Raw genomic sequence first — 13359 nt, forward strand, 5'->3', positions numbered from 1 at the left:
ATTATACCAAAAAGCTAAAAAATTTTCCGAAAATAGCGAAAAATGAAATTAAATTTGATATAATAAGGGCATGGAAAAAGACCCAAAGGAATCACAAGAAAAAATAAAAGCGCGCTTGGAAGAAAAACTCAGCCAGCGTCAAGAAAAAAAGAATAGAAGAAACGCACCAAAAACCCCAAAAGACAAAAATAATGAAGAAGAACATTCCGTATGGTCACTGACCTTTCACGTTATCCGTGGAGTCATCATTGTATTTGGGACGTTATTTGCTTTAGCGGGGGTTTTTGGGGCAGCAGCAGGTGTAGGCTATTTTGCGCGTCTTATCGAAGTGACCAAGACACCAGACAAAGCAGAAATCATATCCAAAATCAATGACATTCACGGTGTATCGGTCATCAACTACAGTAATGGTCAATCTATTTCGGACATCTCAAGCGACTTGGTTCGAGTTACTGTAAAAAGCGACGCAATTTCGCAAAATGTGAAAAATGCACTGATTGCAACCGAAGACAACAGCTTTTTAACCAATAAAGGTGTCGTTCCTAAAGCAATCATTCGGGGAATCATTGGCTCAGTTGGTGGCGGTCTGACATCAGGTGGGTCAACTTTGACTCAACAGCTGATAAAGCAACAGGTCTTGGGAGATAGTGTTACTTTCCAACGAAAAGCCAGTGAGATTGTGTATGCTCTAGCGCTCAATAACTACCTCAGCAAAGATCAGATTTTGACGGACTACCTCAATGTTTCTCCTTTTGGTCGGAACAATAAAGGACAAAATATTGCGGGGGTAGAAGAAGCAGCTCGAGGGATTTTCGGCAAGTCGGCAAAAGATTTAACAGTCCCAGAAGCAGCATTCATTGCAGGTTTACCACAAAGTCCAATTGTTTATTCTCCTTACGCGGCTGATGGTTCTTTGAAATCAAAAGAAAACATGAGCTATGGACTCGCCCGACAAAAAGATGTCCTCTTTAATCTTTATCGTGGGGGCTACCTTTCAAAAGCGGACTATGAAAAATACAAAGCTTACGATATTTCTCAAGAATTTTTACCAACAGCTCCAGCAGAATCTCAAGAACACGGCTATCTCTACAATGTGGCCTACACTGAAGCGGTCACAAAAGTTTATAATTATTTAATCCAGCGAGATAAAGTCTCGGCGACTGCTCTTGGTAATGACACAACTAAGGAACACTATCAAAATCTGGCTGAGCAAGCCCTGCAAAACGGTGGCTACACAGTCACAACGACAATCAATCAAGCGGTTTATACAGGAATGCAAAACGCCGTTGCTAACTACGGAAGTTTGATGCAAGACGGCACAGGGATAATCCAGACCGGTAATGTTTTGATGGATAATAAAACTGGTGCTGTATATGGTTTCATTGGCGGTTTAGACTATTCAAGCAATCAAGTCAACCATGCTTTTGATACCGAACGTTCTCCTGGTTCTTCAATCAAGCCAATTCTCGCCTATGGTCCAGCCATTGACATGGGGTTGATGGGTTCTGCTAGCGTACTGTCTAATTATCCAGCCAAATATAGCAGTGGTCAAGACATTGAACACGTTGGCTCAACTGGAACAGCCATGATGCCTTTTTCAGAAGCGCTCAATGTGTCCTATAACATTCCAGCCTATTGGACTTATCAAACCATTTTAAAAACAGGAAAATCTGTTGAACCTTATATGACCAAAATGGGATATGAGATTTCCGATTATTCAGTTGAATCACTGCCACTTGGCGGTGGGGTAGATCCAACTGTTGTTCAGCATACTAATGGTTACCAAACTTTGGCCAATGGTGGGAAGTACGAACCTTGGTATATCGTTGATAGTATCAAAGATGATACTGGGAAAGTAATTTATCAACACAAGGACACGGGAGGCACACAGGTATATTCCGAAGCGACCTCAACGATTATGGAATATATGCTCCAAGATGCGATTAAAGCTCAAAAAACGAGTAAGTTCTATAGCAATCTACAAGCAATTAACCCTGCTCTGGCTTCTGGGGTACAATGGGCCGGAAAAACAGGGACAACAGATAACTATACAGACGTTTGGATGATGCTGTCAACACCTACCGTAACCCTTGGTGGTTGGGCTGGTCACGATGATAATTCTCCGATGTCAAGCAACTCAGGTTATATCAATAATGCAGCTTACATGGCACAGCTCGTGAATGCAATCAATGCGGCAGACCCAGCTATTTTGGGAGCCGGAAAATCATTCCCAGACCCTAATCAGGATGCTAATGTCACTAAGAGTAAAGTCTTAGTGAGTACAGGTGAGAAAGCTGGAAAAGTCTCAGTTAAACTAGCTAATGGAAAAACTCAAGAGGTCAATCTTGAGGGAGACACGACAACGAGTTTTTGGGCTACAAAAGCGGGAGCGCCTGCGACGAGCTACAATTTCTCAATCGGGGGATCAGCTAGTGACTTAGCAGATGCTTGGAAAAAGATTTTACCAAGTGTTGACTTTGGAGCAGCTGCTAAAAGTAATTAAAAACAAAAAAGACACTAGGAATTTGATTTGCCTAGTGTCTTTTTGTTTGATGTAGAGCTAAAAATTAGTAATTTTTAACTTGACTAACTTTTTCAGCGTCTAATGAGCTAACGATTGCACGCAAGAAGTTTTGTGCGTGGTTAAAATCATCAAGATTAAAAATAGTTTGATGGCTGTGGATGTAACGTGCAACTACACCGATGGTTGTTGACGGAACACCTTCATTTGCCAAGTGTGCAGCGCCAGCATCTGTGCCACCTTTTGCCATATAAACTTGTGTTTTGATTTGAGCTTGTTGAGCAGTGTCAATCAGGAAGTTTTTCATTCCTGGCAGCATGATGTGACCAGGATCGAAAAGGCGCAAGATTGTACCTTGACCAAGGCGGCCGTTATCATCGCCAAAGGTATCACTGGCTGGTGAACAGTCAACGGCAAAGAAAAGATCAGGGTTGAATTTTGTAGTAGATACTTTTGCTCCACGAAGTCCAACTTCTTCTTGGACATTGGCACCAATAATTAGAGTTACTGGCAATTCTTTGTCTGCCAAGAATTCAAGGAGTTCAAGAACCATAAGACATCCATAGCGATTATCCCAAGCTTTAGAAATGACATTTTTACCATTAGCAGCAAGAATTGTTTCTGTTTCAGGAATGATAACATCCCCTTGTTCTACACCATATTCACGAGCTTGAGCAGCATCTTCGAAAGCGCCATCGAATACAATATCAGAAACAGCAGGCATTTGTGGGGTAGCACCCGTGCCACGTAAGAGATGCGGAGGCAGACCACCTGTGACAACTGGAATTTTTTTCCCATCGCGCGTAAACAAGCTAAAGCGTTGACCAGAAATAACAAGTGGATTCCAACCACCAAGTGGAACAACACGGAAAGTTCCGTCAGCTTTGATACTGCTGACCATAAAACCAACTTCATCCATGTGAGCAGCAACCATAATCCGAGGTGCATCTGCGACTTTTGATGTTTTAGTAACAAAGATACCACCAAGTCCATCGAATTCAGGTTGATAGCCAAGTTCAATCATACGTTTTTTGAGATATTCACGAACAGGGCCTTCAAAGCCAGATGTAGCCTGAATTTCAGTCAGTGCTTTAATTTTGTCAAAAAGTTCCATTTTTTCCTCCAAAAGTTAAGAAATTTTACTGATGAAAGCCGTCAGCAATTTTTTTAATGATTTACACTATAATTATAGCAGGAAATATGTTAAAATTTCCATATGAAAAAAATACTGAAGTTTGGTTTGGGACTCATCGCAAGTGCGACGGTTGCTCACGTGGCTTATCATACCTACAAAAACATGGAAGAGAATCTCTTGCGTGAGCTGACGGACACTATCCGTAAGCATTTTTCTGGACGGCAAATTGATGCGGTCTGGATTTTTGAAGATCCCAAAGATGGCGCGCTGTTTGAAGGAGGAATTGTAAGTGAAAATCTCGCTATTTCTTTTGATATTGATGCCAAAACTTTAGAAATTTTTGAAAAAAATGAGGAACAGTTAATCGTTTAACTGTTATCTAGGAATTTTCACAAGAAAGGAAAATAATTATGATTATCCCAGAAAATATTGAAAGCTTAGCAGAATTAGTTAAAGCATCAGGAAAACGTGTCTTCTTTTTCACAGCTGACTGGTGTGGTGACTGTAACTTTATCAAACCCAAAATGCCTGAAATAGAAGCTGAAAACCCAGAGTTTGAATTTGTGCAAGTTGATCGTGACGAATACATGGATGTCGCAGTAGAATGGGGCATCATGGGCATTCCAAGTTTTGTTGTTCTTGAAGATGGCAAAGAAACTGCGCGTTTGGTCAATAAATTACGCAAAACAAAAGAAGAAGTTAATAACTTTTTAGCAAGCGCTAAGTAAAAATGCGCCCAATTTACTGACGAAAAAATACGTCAGTAAAAATGTGAAGAAATTAAAAGGAAAATTAGGAAAATGATTGCAACATATAACACAAACGTTGGCGATGTCTTAATGCTTATCGTGGCAAATGACAAAGGGCAAAAGGTGAGCTTTGAGCGCAAGGGAAAAGTCGCACGAGTGTTCGTTGAAGAAACGAAAGAAACAGTGGCTTGGAATATCTTTGAAGCTAAGAGCTTAATCCCCAACCTATCCGTTAATGGACAAGTTGAATTATCAGCAGATGACATTGAAGTATTGAATAAAGAACTTGGGAAATCAGGTTTTACTGAACTTCTTGTTCATGACATCCAAGCTAAATTCGTTGTTGCTGAAATCGTTGAAATGGAAGATCACCCAGATTCTGATCACCTTCACATCTGTAAAGTTAATGCTGGTTTTGCTGATCCGGTTCAAATTGTTTGTGGTGCGCCAAATGCAGCGGTAGGTTTAAAAACAGTTGCTGCCCTTCCAGAAGCGATGATGCCAAATGGCGCTTTGATTTTTTCAGGTGCTTTGCGTGGTATTGCTTCTTATGGAATGCTTTGCTCAGCTCGTGAGTTAGCATTGCCAAATGCACCAGAAGTTCGTGGCATCATTGAACTACCTGATAATCTGGTTGCTGGTACAGCGTTTGATGCAGCAACGATGTGGCAAGCTTAAACTTAAAAAAATAAAATTCATCAGTCCATTCTGGTGGATTTTTTCTTTGTCAAAAAGGTCAGTTTGACATTTCACAAAGTTCACAAGCGCTTTCATAGGAGGAAGTTCTAGCTTATGTTAAACTATAATAAGTAAAACAAATTTTACAAAAAGGAGATTTTCCAACATGAAAATCGTGGTTCTCGGAACAAACCATGCGGGTATTGCCGCAGCAAATACTTTACTAGACAATTATCCAGGTCATGAAATCGTGATGATTGACCGCAATAACAACATGAGCTATTTGGGCTGTGGAACGGCGATTTGGGTTGGTCGCCAGATTGAAAAACCTGACGAATTATTTTATGCAAAACCAGCTGATTTTGAGGCAAAAGGAGCTAAAATTTTGACTGAAACAGAAGTTTCAGAGATTGATTTTGCTAAAAAAGAAGTTCACGCAAGAACAAAATCAGGTGAAGAAATCATCGAAACTTATGACAAACTTGTTTTAGCAACAGGTTCACGACCAATTATCCCTAATTTACCTGGGAAAGATTTAGAAGGAATTCATTTTCTGAAGCTTTTCCAAGAAGGCCAAGCCGTTGATGAAGAATTTGCCAAAACAGAAGTCAAACGTGTCGCTGTTATTGGAGCAGGCTATATCGGGACTGAAATTGCCGAAGCGGCAAGTCGTCGGGGTAAAGAAGTTTTACTTTTTGACGCAGAATCAACATCTCTTGCCTCTTATTATGATCCCGAGTTTGCCCAAACTATGGATAAAAATTTGCAAGAGCATGGCATTGAGCTTCATTTTGGTGAATTTGCTAAAGAATTTAAAGGAAACAATGGCCGTGTATCACAAATCGTGACGGACAAAGCTTCTTATGATGTAGATCTTGTTATTAACTGTATCGGTTTTACGGCTAATAGCGCCTTGGCTGCAGATCATTTGGACACTCTCAATAATGGTGCAATCAAAGTCGATAAACATCAACAATCCAGTGATCCTGATGTGTATGCTGTTGGTGACGTGGCAACGATTTATTCGAATGCTTTGCAAGATTTTACCTACATTGCCCTCGCCTCTAATGCAGTTCGCTCAGGGATTGTTGCGGGACATAATATTGGAGGAACACCGCTCGAGTCAGCGGGTGTGCAAGGATCAAATGGGATTTCTATCTTTGGCTACCACATGACCTCAACTGGTTTTTCGCTTAAAGCAGCTAAAAAGGCGGGATTTGATGTGGCTTATACTGACTTTGAAGATAAGCAAAAAGCTTGGTTCTTTCACGAGGATAATGACAGCGTTAAAATTCGGATTGTTTATGAAAAAGAGAGTCGCCGTATTGTAGGTGCTCAGCTGGCAAGTTACAGTGAAATCATTGGCGGAAATATCAATATGTTTAGCTTGGCTATTCAAGATCAAAAAACAGTGGATGATATTGCTTTACTTGATTTGTTCTTCTTGCCTCACTTCAACAGTCCTTATAACTATATGACTGTTGCCGCTTTAAATGCTAAATAAAGTCTTTTAAACTTGCTCATAAATTGGGCAGGTTTTTTTATTTAAAAATGGTGACATTTTCCTTTAATTTTCGTATAGAAGATTAGGAGGAAAGTATAATGAACAAAACAATGCTTATTGGTCGTTTGACCAGCACACCAGAAATTTCGAAAACGACCAATGAAAAATCCTATGTCCGAACGACTTTGGCCGTTAATCGACGCTATAAAAATGAAAATGGGGAACGAGAAACAGATTTTATTTCAATTGTTTTGTGGGGAAAACAAGCAGAAAGTCTGGTTTCTTATGCTAAAAAAGGGACTTTGATTTCCGTAGAAGGCGAGATTCGGACACGCAATTATTTGGACAAACAAAATCAAAAACATTATGTCACTGAAATTTTGATTTTAACTTATGATGTGTTGGAAAGTCGAGCGACAATTGCTCACCGAGAAAATACAGCAAGACTGGAGGAAACTGTGCTTGAAGCGGAAGAATTGCCCTTTTAAATCGTGAGGAATGATAGCGATTTCTTTTTATTGATAAAAAATAGAAATTTTAGAGGTTTTTTCTTGACTAAATTTGACCATTGAGATAAAATAAGAATTGGGTTAGCACTCAATGATATAGAGTGCTAAAAAATAAAAAATGGAGGAAATTAAAATGTTGAAACCTTTAGAGAATCGCGTGGTTTTACGTGTAAAACAAGAAGAGGAAAAATCAATTGGTGGGATTGTCTTAACAAGCGCCTCACAAGAAAAACCTCAAACAGCTGAAGTGGTTGCTGTCGGTGCAGGAAAAACAACGAATCATGGGACACTGATTTCTCCAGTAGTAAAAGTTGGGGATACAGTAATCTTTGAAAAATTTGCTGGAACGACAGTAAAAATGGACGGTGAAGAGTTCTTGATTCTCAAAGATTCAGACCTTCTGGCGATTGTTGAGTAATCACTTAAAGCGCAATCTACTGATTGCCTTTTACAATTGTCTAAATAATCAATTAAAAAATTCTTAGTTATTCTTATAAAGGAGCAAAAATGTCAAAAGAAATCAAATTTTCAAGTGATGCTAGAACAGCGATGATGCGCGGAATTGATATCCTTGCAGATACAGTAAAAACAACGCTTGGGCCAAAAGGACGCAATGTTGTTTTGGAAAAATCATATGGTTCGCCATTGATCACCAATGATGGGGTTACAATTGCTAAAGAAATTGAACTCGAAGATCATTTTGAAAACATGGGTGCAAAACTGGTATCAGAAGTCGCTTCAAAAACAAATGATATCGCAGGAGATGGAACTACGACTGCAACTGTTTTGACGCAAGCTATTGTACGTGAAGGTTTGAAAAACGTAACTGCTGGTGCAAATCCAGTTGGAATCCGCCGTGGTATTGAACTGGCAGCTGAAGCAGCAGTTAGTGCAATTAAAGAAATGGCAATTCCTGTTCACGATAAATCAGCGATTGCTCAAGTAGCAACTGTCTCATCACGAAGTGAAAAAGTCGGTGAATACATTTCTGATGCGATGGAACGTGTTGGTGCTGATGGTGTGATTACAATTGAAGAATCAAAAGGAATGCAAACTGAGCTTGACGTGGTTGAAGGAATGCAGTTTGACCGTGGTTATCTCAGCCAATATATGGTTTCAAATACTGAAAAAATGGTAGCTGAACTGGATAATCCTTACATTCTCATCACCGATAAAAAAATCTCAAATATTCAAGAAATCTTGCCACTTCTTGAACAAGTTTTGAAAACAAGTCGTCCTTTGCTTATTGTGGCTGATGATGTTGACGGGGAAGCTTTGCCAACACTTGTGTTGAACAAAATCAAAGGGGTCTTCAATGTTGTTGCAGTGAAAGCTCCTGGATTTGGCGATCGCCGCAAAGCGCAACTCGAAGATTTGGCCATCTTGACTGGTGGGACAGTAATTACTGAAGAACTTGGGCTTGATTTGAAAGATGCAACGCTTGAAGCACTTGGTCAAGCAGCTAAAGCAACAATTGATAAAGACCATACAACAATTGTTGAGGGGGCTGGTTCAGTTGATGCTATTTCTGATCGTGTAGCAATTATTAAAGCTCAAATTGAAAAGACAACTTCTGATTTTGACCGTGAAAAATTACAAGAACGTCTCGCTAAATTGGCTGGCGGTGTTGCGGTGATTAAAGTTGGTGCTGCAACCGAGACAGAACTTAAAGCGATGAAATTGTTGATCGAAGATGCCTTAAATGCAACACGTGCAGCAGTAGAAGAAGGAATTGTTTCTGGTGGTGGAACAGCGTTGATTAATGCAATTGCTGCCCTTGATAAACTTTCAGAAGAAGGGGATGTTCAAACCGGAATCAATATTGTTCGTCGCGCACTTGAAGAACCTGTTCGCCAAATTGCAGCTAACGCAGGTTATGAAGGCTCAGTTATCATTGACAAACTTCGTTCAGCAGAAGTTGGCACAGGCTTCAATGCAGCAACTGGTCAATGGGTAAATATGATTGAAACAGGAATTGTTGACCCTGCTAAAGTAACCCGCTCTGCTTTACAAAATGCGGCATCTGTTGCAGGATTGATTTTGACTACGGAAGCAGTTGTGGCGAATAAGCCAGAACCAGCACCAGCAATGCCACCGATGGATCCTAGCATGGGAATGGGCGGTATGATGTAAGAATAAAAAAGAACCCTATCAAGGGTTCTTTTTTATTGATAAATTAGATGTCGTAGAGTTTACTTGCGTGTTCATGGCTTGTATCAAGAATCTTGAGGTCATTTTTAGTATCGACGTCGTGTTGTTGTAAATAACCGTCCATGGTCAAATGGGCAAGCTCTTTAATATTATTGTTCAAACTCAGGTGGCCAAGAAAAATGCGTTTTGTTTTGTTGCCTAAGACGTTGAAGGCTGCTTCGGCACCGTCTTCATTGGATAAATGGCCTTGATCGCCTAAGATACGCTGTTTTGTGCGCCACGGATAAGCACCCATGCGTAGAATTTCAATGTCATGATTTGATTCCATGAGGTAGCCGTCAGCATTTTCGATAATTCCACGCATTCGGTCAGAAACGTAGCCAGTATCGGTCAGCATTACAAAACTTTTATTATCTTTCATGAAGCGGTAAAACTGGGGCGCAATTGCATCGTGGCTCACCCCGAAGGATTCGATATCAATGTCGCCAAACGTCATTGTTTTACCCATTTCAAAGAGATGTTTTTGCTCAGTTGGAATTTTTCCGAGGGCATTTTTACTGTCAAGTTCAGTCCAGGTGTCTTCGTTTGCATACAAATCAATACCGTATTTTCGGGCGAGTACACCAATTCCTTTGATATGATCGCTATGTTCATGCGTAATCAAAAGGGCATCAATGTCATGAATGTCGCGGTCAATTTCACTAAGTAAACTTTCTATTTTTTTTCCGGAGAGTCCAGCATCGACGAGAATTTTCTTTTGAGGAGTTTCCAAATAAAAAGAATTTCCTGTGGAACCAGATGCCAGAATGGAATATTTAAAGCCATTTTGTTCAGTCATAACATTCATTGTAGCAGAAAACGGCTGGGATTTCCATGAGATATTTTTAAAATTGAATAAAAGCAATACTGTAATCAGAGAAATTGCTGACGAAAAGCATTCAGCAAAAAAATTTACTGACGTAAATCAAAAAAGTCAGAGAAAATGCTGACGTAAATTGTCTAAAATAAAAAAGCTACTGACCAGCCCGAAAAAAGCGAGCATCCAGTAGTTTTTAGCGTTTTATTCAAATTCGTCAGTAAAATCGTCCCAATCCTCAGCGCCTTCAGAGGAATAAGGGAGAGTAAAACTAAACGTTGTTCCTTTGCCTTCACCATCAGAAGTGGCAAAAATCGAACCTCCATGCATTTTGACAATGTCATGGACAATGGACAAGCCGAGACCCGTCCCACCAACTTTGGAGTTTCGTGAAGCATTGTCCACGCGGTAAAAGCGATCGAAAATCTTGAGCAAATCAGCCTTCGGAATTCCCATTCCTTCGTCACTAATTGAAATCAGGACGTCATTTTCACGCGTTTCCAGACTAATGGTGACTGTTCCACCTTTTGGTGAATATTTGAGGGCATTGCCGATGATATTATCGACAACTTGAGCCATTTTGTCAGGGTCAATTTCTACCCAGATAGGCTCTTCAGGGAAATTTCTGACGAAAGTAAAATCAGAACTGATGGAACTGTTCGCTCCAGTTTCGATAATCTGTACCAAACGATCGATTTGATAGTTCAAAAATGCGGTCAGATTGATCATTTCTTTTTCTAAAACAATGCGATCTTGATCCATTCGCGAAAGCGTCAGTAAATCAGAAATCATTCGAATCATCCGATCGGTTTCCGTCAGTGAAACATTGATAAATGAAGAAGCCGTTTCTTTGTCATCAATGGCACCATCTTCCAACGCTTCAAGATAGGCTTTGACGGAAGTGAGTGGCGTTCGCAATTCGTGTGAAACATTGGAAACAAAGAGACGACGCTCACGCTCAGCTTTGTCTTGCTCAGTCATGTCATGTAAAACGGCAATAATTCCCGAAATAAAACCAGATTCCCTCCGAAATAGGGCAAATTTGACGTGCAGAGAAATCGCACCATTATTTCCGTCAGTCGTTTCGATAACAACCTCAGGTTCTTTTTCCAGCAAATCATAAAAATTGTACTGATCAGAGATTTGAAGGACTTCGACAAGACTTTTTTGCATCAACTCGTCTTGTGTAGCATTTAGATAACTTAGTGCAGATTTGTTGGTCATGATAATATTGCCCCGACGGTCGGTCGCAACAACTCCATCAACCATGTAGGCCAAGATACTATCCAGTTGATTCCGCTGATTTTCCAGATTATTCTGGGTACGGATGATATCCTCGCCAAGTGTTAAAATATTATTGTAAAGATCCGTGATTTCACGGGTTCCTTTAAGATGTTTGTCTCTAGGTAAATAGCCATTTTTAATATTCGTTATCTGTTTAGAAATAGCAAGAAGCATATGCTGCTGTTGCGCCAAGAAAACCACCACGAAAATTAAAGAGAAAAAATAATTCGCTAAAACCGAACCAAAGTGAACCAGATTGTAATCAAAAGCACTCATGAAGAGAATGACAAAAAGAAGTAGATGGGCAACTACTCCTCTAAAGATTAACGACTGGAAAAACTTAATCATGTGGGTTGCTCATGTAGTAGCCAACCCCTCGGCGTGTAGAGACATATTGTGGACGACTTGGTGTGTCTTCGACTTTTTCGCGCAAACGGCGGACAGTAACGTCAACAGTACGAACGTCACCGAAGTAGTCGTAGCCCCAAACAGTTTCCAAGAGCGCTTCACGAGTAATTACTTCGCCAAGATGTTGAGCAAGATAATAGAGCAGTTCGAATTCACGGTGTGTGAGATCAAGCTGTTTATCATTTTTGTAAGCAGCGTAATGTGTTGGATTGATACGGAGGTTTCCGATAGTCAATTCTTTTTTCACATTATCATTTGTTTCGACAGGTGCGGCATTGACACGACGCAAGTTTGCTTTAATCCGTGCCAAAAGTTCACGATTTGAGAAAGGTTTAGTGACATAGTCATCTGCACCAAGTTCAAGACCGATTACTTTGTCAAATTCGCTGTCCTTTGCTGAAACCATGATGATTGGTGTTTCTGATGTTTTACGGATTTCGCGGGCAACATCAAGACCGTCAATTTTAGGTAACATCAAGTCAAGCAAGATAAGGTCAGGTTGCACTTCTTTGAAAGCTTCAAGTGCTTCTTCGCCATCAAAAGCGGTAAAGACCTCAAAACCTTCTTTGGTAAGATTGAATTTTACAATGTCTGAGATTGGTTTTTCATCATCAACAACAAGAATTTTTTTCATAGTTGTCCTTTCAGGTGAGTTTTATTTAGTGAAGATTTCTTGCCATTATTTGTTTTTGCCAAATAATAGTAAGCTGTTTCAGTTATATTATACAATTTTTAGTAAAATTACGCAAAAACTGGCGTTATTATTTTAGGAAAAAAGCGAAAAAGTTTGTTTTTTGGTATAATAGAGCCTATGAACGGAATATTTATTTCTCTTGAAGGGCCTGACGGCGCCGGTAAAACATCAGTTTTACAAGCGATTTTGCCCGAAATCCAAAACATGAAACGCGAAATTGTCGCGACACGCGAACCTGGCGGTGTTCGAGTGGCTGAAGAAATTCGCCAAGTTATCCTTAATCCAAAAAATACAGAGATTGATTCTAAGACAGAATTGATGCTTTTTGCGGCAGCTCGCCGTTTACATATGCAAGAAAAAATTCTGCCAGCTTTAGCTGCGGGGAAAGTTGTTATTGTTGATCGATTTATTGATTCATCGGTGGCCTATCAAGGTTATGGGCGTGAGCTTGGTGTTGAAGTCGTGGATTGGCTCAACAATTTTGCTACAGATGGCTTAAAACCAGATTTGACCTTGTATTTTGATGTTGACACAGATGTGGCTCTTGAACGAATCATGAATAATCGAGCAGATGAAATCAATAGATTAGATTTGGAACGCGCAGAAATGCACCGCAAAGTACGTCAAGGTTATTTGGAAATTGTAGCCAAATCACCAGAACGTTTTGTGAAAATTGATGCGAGTCAACCCTTAAATCAAGTCATCTCTGATACACTTTCTGTCCTTAAAAATCGTTTTTCTAACGAATTTTAAATGAAAAAGAACAATTTGTGAAAAAAGTAAAATAAGTAAAACAAGCCGTGAAAAATTTAGAACATTATTTGTAAACTAAAGGTCAAAGAATGAATAAATTAACAGCTTTTGTATTTT

Annotated in this window: 13 protein-coding genes; 9 read left to right on the top strand and 4 right to left on the bottom strand. The window is 39.8% G+C overall.

Going from position 1 to position 13359, the window contains the following annotated elements; all coding sequences use genetic code 11:
• Window positions 1-70: 70 nt before the first annotated feature.
• Entirely contained in the window at window positions 71-2503 is a 2433-nt protein-coding gene (locus EQJ87_RS10230; protein ID WP_130124488.1) for a transglycosylase domain-containing protein, read from the top strand.
• 64 nt (window positions 2504-2567) lie between these two features.
• Here the strand turns inward: EQJ87_RS10230 and pepA are convergent, their stop codons facing one another.
• Window positions 2568-3635 carry a glutamyl aminopeptidase gene (pepA, locus tag EQJ87_RS10235; RefSeq protein WP_130124489.1) on the bottom strand — a complete coding sequence of 356 codons (1068 nt, stop codon included), beginning with the start codon at window positions 3633-3635 and terminating at the stop codon, window positions 2568-2570.
• 102 nt (window positions 3636-3737) lie between these two features.
• On the opposite strand from pepA, the gene EQJ87_RS10240 reads away from it, so the two are divergent.
• The 7 genes from EQJ87_RS10240 to groL all read left to right on the top strand — a co-directional run bounded on the left by EQJ87_RS10240 (window position 3738) and on the right by groL (window position 9229).
• Window positions 3738-4028, top strand: a complete 291-nt coding sequence (locus EQJ87_RS10240) for a hypothetical protein (RefSeq protein WP_130124490.1) — start codon at window positions 3738-3740, stop codon at window positions 4026-4028.
• A gap of 38 nt (window positions 4029-4066) precedes the next feature.
• A complete protein-coding gene (locus tag EQJ87_RS10245) occupies window positions 4067-4384 on the top strand; it encodes a thioredoxin family protein (protein WP_130124491.1) in 318 nt (105 codons plus the stop codon).
• 72 nt (window positions 4385-4456) lie between these two features.
• Entirely contained in the window at window positions 4457-5083 is a 627-nt protein-coding gene (ytpR, locus tag EQJ87_RS10250) for a YtpR family tRNA-binding protein (protein WP_130124492.1), read from the top strand.
• 166 nt (window positions 5084-5249) lie between these two features.
• Entirely contained in the window at window positions 5250-6587 is a 1338-nt protein-coding gene (nox, locus tag EQJ87_RS10255) for a H2O-forming NADH oxidase (RefSeq protein ID WP_130124493.1), read from the top strand.
• Window positions 6588-6685: 98 nt separating this feature from the next.
• On the top strand, window positions 6686-7075 hold the full coding sequence (locus EQJ87_RS10260; RefSeq protein WP_130124494.1) for a single-stranded DNA-binding protein: 390 nt from the start codon (window positions 6686-6688) through the stop codon (window positions 7073-7075).
• Between the two features lie 154 nt (window positions 7076-7229).
• A complete protein-coding gene (gene groES / locus EQJ87_RS10265) occupies window positions 7230-7514 on the top strand; it encodes a co-chaperone GroES (protein ID WP_130124640.1) in 285 nt (94 codons plus the stop codon).
• Between the two features lie 89 nt (window positions 7515-7603).
• Window positions 7604-9229: a chaperonin GroEL gene (gene groL, locus EQJ87_RS10270; RefSeq protein WP_130124495.1), complete on the top strand. Its 1626-nt coding sequence runs from the start codon at window positions 7604-7606 to the stop codon at window positions 9227-9229.
• A gap of 43 nt (window positions 9230-9272) precedes the next feature.
• Here the strand turns inward: groL and EQJ87_RS10275 are convergent, their stop codons facing one another.
• From EQJ87_RS10275 to yycF, 3 genes are all read right to left on the bottom strand, one after another.
• Window positions 9273-10085 (bottom strand): MBL fold metallo-hydrolase, encoded by an 813-nt coding sequence (locus tag EQJ87_RS10275; protein ID WP_130124496.1) that lies wholly within the window; start codon window positions 10083-10085, stop codon window positions 9273-9275.
• A gap of 222 nt (window positions 10086-10307) precedes the next feature.
• Window positions 10308-11735, bottom strand: coding sequence for an ATP-binding protein (locus EQJ87_RS10280; protein WP_130124497.1), 1428 nt, complete (start codon window positions 11733-11735; stop codon window positions 10308-10310).
• Window positions 11728-12429 (bottom strand): response regulator YycF, encoded by a 702-nt coding sequence (yycF, locus tag EQJ87_RS10285; RefSeq protein ID WP_130124498.1) that lies wholly within the window; start codon window positions 12427-12429, stop codon window positions 11728-11730. The genes EQJ87_RS10280 and yycF overlap by 8 nt, the downstream gene beginning before the upstream one ends.
• Before the next feature lie 177 nt (window positions 12430-12606).
• Here yycF and tmk point away from each other — a divergent pair, with 177 nt between their 5' ends.
• Window positions 12607-13242 carry a dTMP kinase gene (tmk, locus tag EQJ87_RS10290; RefSeq protein WP_130124499.1) on the top strand — a complete coding sequence of 212 codons (636 nt, stop codon included), beginning with the start codon at window positions 12607-12609 and terminating at the stop codon, window positions 13240-13242.
• Window positions 13243-13359: the final 117 nt, after the last annotated feature.

It is taken from the genome of Lactococcus sp. S-13 (assembly GCF_004210295.1).
GTDB lineage: Bacteria > Bacillota > Bacilli > Lactobacillales > Streptococcaceae > Lactococcus.

What these genes read in the sequence shown, in the direction of transcription:
- EQJ87_RS10240 (WP_130124490.1), top strand. Translation starts at nt 3,738, where the DNA reads ATGAAAAAAATACTGAAGTTTGGTTTGGGACTCATCGCAAGTGCGACG.
- EQJ87_RS10260 (WP_130124494.1), top strand. Translation starts at nt 6,686, where the DNA reads ATGAACAAAACAATGCTTATTGGTCGTTTGACCAGCACACCAGAAATT.
- pepA (WP_130124489.1), bottom strand. Translation starts at nt 3,635, where the DNA reads ATGGAACTTTTTGACAAAATTAAAGCACTGACTGAAATTCAGGCTACA.
- groES (WP_130124640.1), top strand. Translation starts at nt 7,230, where the DNA reads ATGTTGAAACCTTTAGAGAATCGCGTGGTTTTACGTGTAAAACAAGAA.
- tmk (WP_130124499.1), top strand. Translation starts at nt 12,607, where the DNA reads ATGAACGGAATATTTATTTCTCTTGAAGGGCCTGACGGCGCCGGTAAA.
- EQJ87_RS10280 (WP_130124497.1), bottom strand. Translation starts at nt 11,735, where the DNA reads ATGATTAAGTTTTTCCAGTCGTTAATCTTTAGAGGAGTAGTTGCCCAT.
- yycF (WP_130124498.1), bottom strand. Translation starts at nt 12,429, where the DNA reads ATGAAAAAAATTCTTGTTGTTGATGATGAAAAACCAATCTCAGACATT.
- groL (WP_130124495.1), top strand. Translation starts at nt 7,604, where the DNA reads ATGTCAAAAGAAATCAAATTTTCAAGTGATGCTAGAACAGCGATGATG.
- ytpR (WP_130124492.1), top strand. Translation starts at nt 4,457, where the DNA reads ATGATTGCAACATATAACACAAACGTTGGCGATGTCTTAATGCTTATC.
- EQJ87_RS10230 (WP_130124488.1), top strand. Translation starts at nt 71, where the DNA reads ATGGAAAAAGACCCAAAGGAATCACAAGAAAAAATAAAAGCGCGCTTG.
- EQJ87_RS10245 (WP_130124491.1), top strand. Translation starts at nt 4,067, where the DNA reads ATGATTATCCCAGAAAATATTGAAAGCTTAGCAGAATTAGTTAAAGCA.
- EQJ87_RS10275 (WP_130124496.1), bottom strand. Translation starts at nt 10,085, where the DNA reads ATGACTGAACAAAATGGCTTTAAATATTCCATTCTGGCATCTGGTTCC.
- nox (WP_130124493.1), top strand. Translation starts at nt 5,250, where the DNA reads ATGAAAATCGTGGTTCTCGGAACAAACCATGCGGGTATTGCCGCAGCA.